2 protein-coding genes are annotated in these 3,440 nt (G+C 39.5%); both read left to right on the forward strand.

The genetic code is table 11. From position 1 onward, the window contains the following. On the forward strand, positions 1-2,406 hold a 2,406-nt coding region (locus JWQ85_RS00005; protein WP_299462007.1), incomplete at its 5' end, for an ABC transporter permease. A gap of 302 nt (positions 2,407-2,708) precedes the next feature. Beyond that, complete coding sequence (locus tag JWQ85_RS00010; RefSeq protein ID WP_299462011.1) at positions 2,709-3,386, forward strand: ABC transporter ATP-binding protein; 678 nt, start codon at positions 2,709-2,711, stop codon at positions 3,384-3,386. Positions 3,387-3,440: the final 54 nt, after the last annotated feature.

Here is a 3,440-nt window from a genome sequence, read left to right on the forward strand (position 1 = left end):
AATTATTTAAAAACAGCGTGGCGTAATTTATTGCAAAATAAAACCACATCTATAATTAGTATGGCCGGCCTGGCAGTAGGTATCTGCTGTTTTTTATTACTGGCTACTTATTTAATTAACGAACTGAGATATGATCGTTTTAACACTAATGCCAACAGGATTGTAAGGATAGCGTACAGCTATCAATCGCCGGATGACAAAGAAGCGCGCTATATTGCTGTTACACAAACAGCACCTGTACCGGTTTACAAGCAGGAATTTTCTGAGATAGAAAATGGCGTGCGTATATTTAACTACTCTGGCTATAGCCCTGCCGCTGTACAGTATGGCGATAAGCTATTCGCTGAAAAAAGCATGCTTCTTGCCGATGAATCTTTCTTCAAAATATTTTCATTTAAATTTTTGGCAGGTAACCCGGCTAAAGCCCTGGTCGATCCCTCATCAATAGTTATTACGGCATCAACAGCAAAAAAATACTTTGGTACCGATAACCCAATAGGGAAGGTGCTGAAGGTTAATCAAACCAATAACCTGATGGTGACTGGTGTTATTGAGGATGTGCCTTCATATTCACAGATAAAGTTTGATATGATGGCCAATTCGGCGGTTGACCCGGATACCAAAGTATATAAGTGGAACGCTGCCAGCAATTACTCATACCTGCTGCTTAAACCGGGTACTGATATTAAGGCGCTGGAGAAAAAAATGGATGTTTATATTGCCAATATTTTAAAAGGTCAGAACAGGGTCGGTGCTAAAACTTTGTACACTTTAGAACCGCTTACCAGTGTCCATTTAAACTCAAAAGCGCTCTACAGCTTGGAAACACCGGGCGATATTAAGTATATCTACATTTTAGGCATTGTTGCGGTTGTATTACTAATATTAGCCTGTGTAAACTTCCTTAACCTGGTTACCGCGCGTTCGGCAGAGCGTGCCCGCGAAATAGGTGTACGCAAGGTAATGGGCGCTATGCGTGGGCAGTTATTTAGTCAGTTTATTATTGAAGCAGGTATAATAACCTTATTTTCATTAATAATAGGTGTACTGCTGCTTACCTTATGTTTTCCTTCATTTAGTATGTTTGCCGGTCAGCAATTGGGTTTTCAAACATGGAACCTTTCCTGGCTTGTATCGGCGTTAGTGGTGTTGTTTATATTGGTTACCCTGCTTGCTGGAACCTATCCATCGTTATATCTTTCTGCTTTTAAACCAATTGTTACCCTTAAGGGTAATTCTTCATCACAGGCAGGAGGAAACATACTGCGTAAATCGCTTGTAGTGTTTCAATTCATCGTGTCTGTGTTCTTTATAATCAGCACCCTTATCGCGGGAAACCAGTTAAGATATATGCAGACCTTAAATACCGGCATTAACCGCGACCAGGTTTTAATATTAGATATAGGTAATATAGCATATAGCAGTGTTGAGGCTTTTAAAAGCGAAATTAACCAACAAAGCGGTGTTTTAGGTTCAACGGCCAGTTATGATTCGCCGGTTAATGTACGCGGCGGTTATTCCATAAATACTGCAGAAGGTAAACCTGCCGATTACAGCTTATCTGTTACAGCGATACCTATCGAGAAAAGCTTTACAAAAACTTTAGGTATAAAGCTGATAGCCGGCACTCCCCTTGACATTGGCGATGAACAACAGGTTATGGTAAAAGAAACAGAGAAACGCAAATATAGCTTTATACTAAACGAAAAAGCTGTTAGCGCCCTTGGCTGGAAGCCGGAAGAAGCTATTGGAAAAAAGATAGGCTTAAATGGCCGTATGGGTACCATAAAAGCCGTTGCAAAAGATTTTAACTTCGCCTCACTTCACCAGGAAATAACACCCATAGCCATGTTCCCGGAGTATGAGTGGTTTGGTAAGCTGCTGATAAAAACATCAGGTAAAAATACGGCCGGCACTATTGCCGCTATACAAGCTAAATGGCATAGCTTTTACCCAAATACACCATTTGAGTACCACTTTCTTGATCAGGAATTTGAAGAAATGTATAAAAGCGATCAACGTACAGGTAGTATATTAATGGCCTTTACTGCAGTAACCATATTTATATCATGCCTTGGCTTATTTGGTTTGGCTGTCTTCTCAACCCGCCAGCGAATTAAAGAAATTGGTATCCGTAAGGTATTGGGTGCGGGTGTTATGAGCATAGTAGGTTTAATATCGTTCGATTTTTTAAAACTGGTACTAATAGCTATCATCATATCATCGCCACTTGCCTGGTATGCCATGGATACCTGGCTACAGGACTTCGCTTTCCGTATAAGTATACAATGGTGGGTATTTGCCCTTGCGGGCGGCATGGCCGCGCTTATAGCGTTTTTAACGGTAAGCTATCAATCGGTAAAAGCTGCATTATCCAACCCGGTAAAAAGTTTGAGGAGCGAGTAGTTTTAGAACTTGGAGAATAGAGATAAGAGGTTAGCTTTATAAAGCTAACCTCTTTTTACTTTATGGTAATTGTCTCAGTTTTCCTAACCTCTAATCTCCAACCAACGGTCTCTAAGCAATAACTGTATCATAACCGAACGCACGCTGTACATAAGCGTACAGTTTTAGCTTTTAACATTGAATATAATAAGCTGATATTAAGGTATTTAAAAGTTTGGTATATTATTCATACCTGAATACCAAAATCAGTTTAAGAAATTGCAATAAATAACCAAGTAATTCAATTAACACCATAATTAAAAATGTTATCACTTCAGCATATTTCAAAGTATTACCAGGTAGGCGGAAACAAGAATTTCGTTATAAACGACATCAGTCTTGATGTTGATGAAGGCGAATTTGTTTCCATCATGGGGCCCTCGGGTTCGGGCAAATCAACCTTGCTGAACATTATAGGTATGCTTGACGAACCTTCGGATGGTTACCACTATTTTGTAAATGAGGCCGTACATCAGCTTAAAGAAAGACAACGTTCTGCCCTGTATAAACAATACATCGGCTTTGTTTTTCAGGCTTACCATTTAATTGATGAGCTTACCGTTTATGAAAACATCGAAACGCCTTTGATCTATCAGGATGTAAAAGGATCGGAACGTAAAGCAATGGTAGCCGATATGCTCGATCGTTTTCAGATAGTAGGTAAAAAGGATCTTTTCCCCGCGCAATTATCAGGCGGGCAGCAGCAATTAGTAGGTATAGCCCGTGCTTTGATTGCCAAACCAAAATTATTACTGGCCGATGAACCTACAGGTAACCTAAACTCTAAACAGGGTGAGGAGATCATGGAGCTGTTTCGTAAGCTGAACAAAGAAGATGGCGTTACTATAATCCAGGTAACACACTCTGAAAAAAACGCGGAATATGGTACGCGTATTATTAATCTGTTGGATGGAAGGGTAGAATCTTCAAAAAAATTCTGAACTATAACACAAAATGCGATACTTTAAATTTATACTTTTTAGCTTAATAATATT

It is taken from the genome of Mucilaginibacter sp., from assembly GCF_028288105.1.
GTDB lineage: Bacteria > Bacteroidota > Bacteroidia > Sphingobacteriales > Sphingobacteriaceae > Mucilaginibacter.

Excerpts from the sequence above, each read along its gene's own strand:
- JWQ85_RS00010 (WP_299462011.1), top strand. The coding sequence starts at position 2,709 with ATGTTATCACTTCAGCATATTTCAAAGTATTACCAGGTAGGCGGAAAC.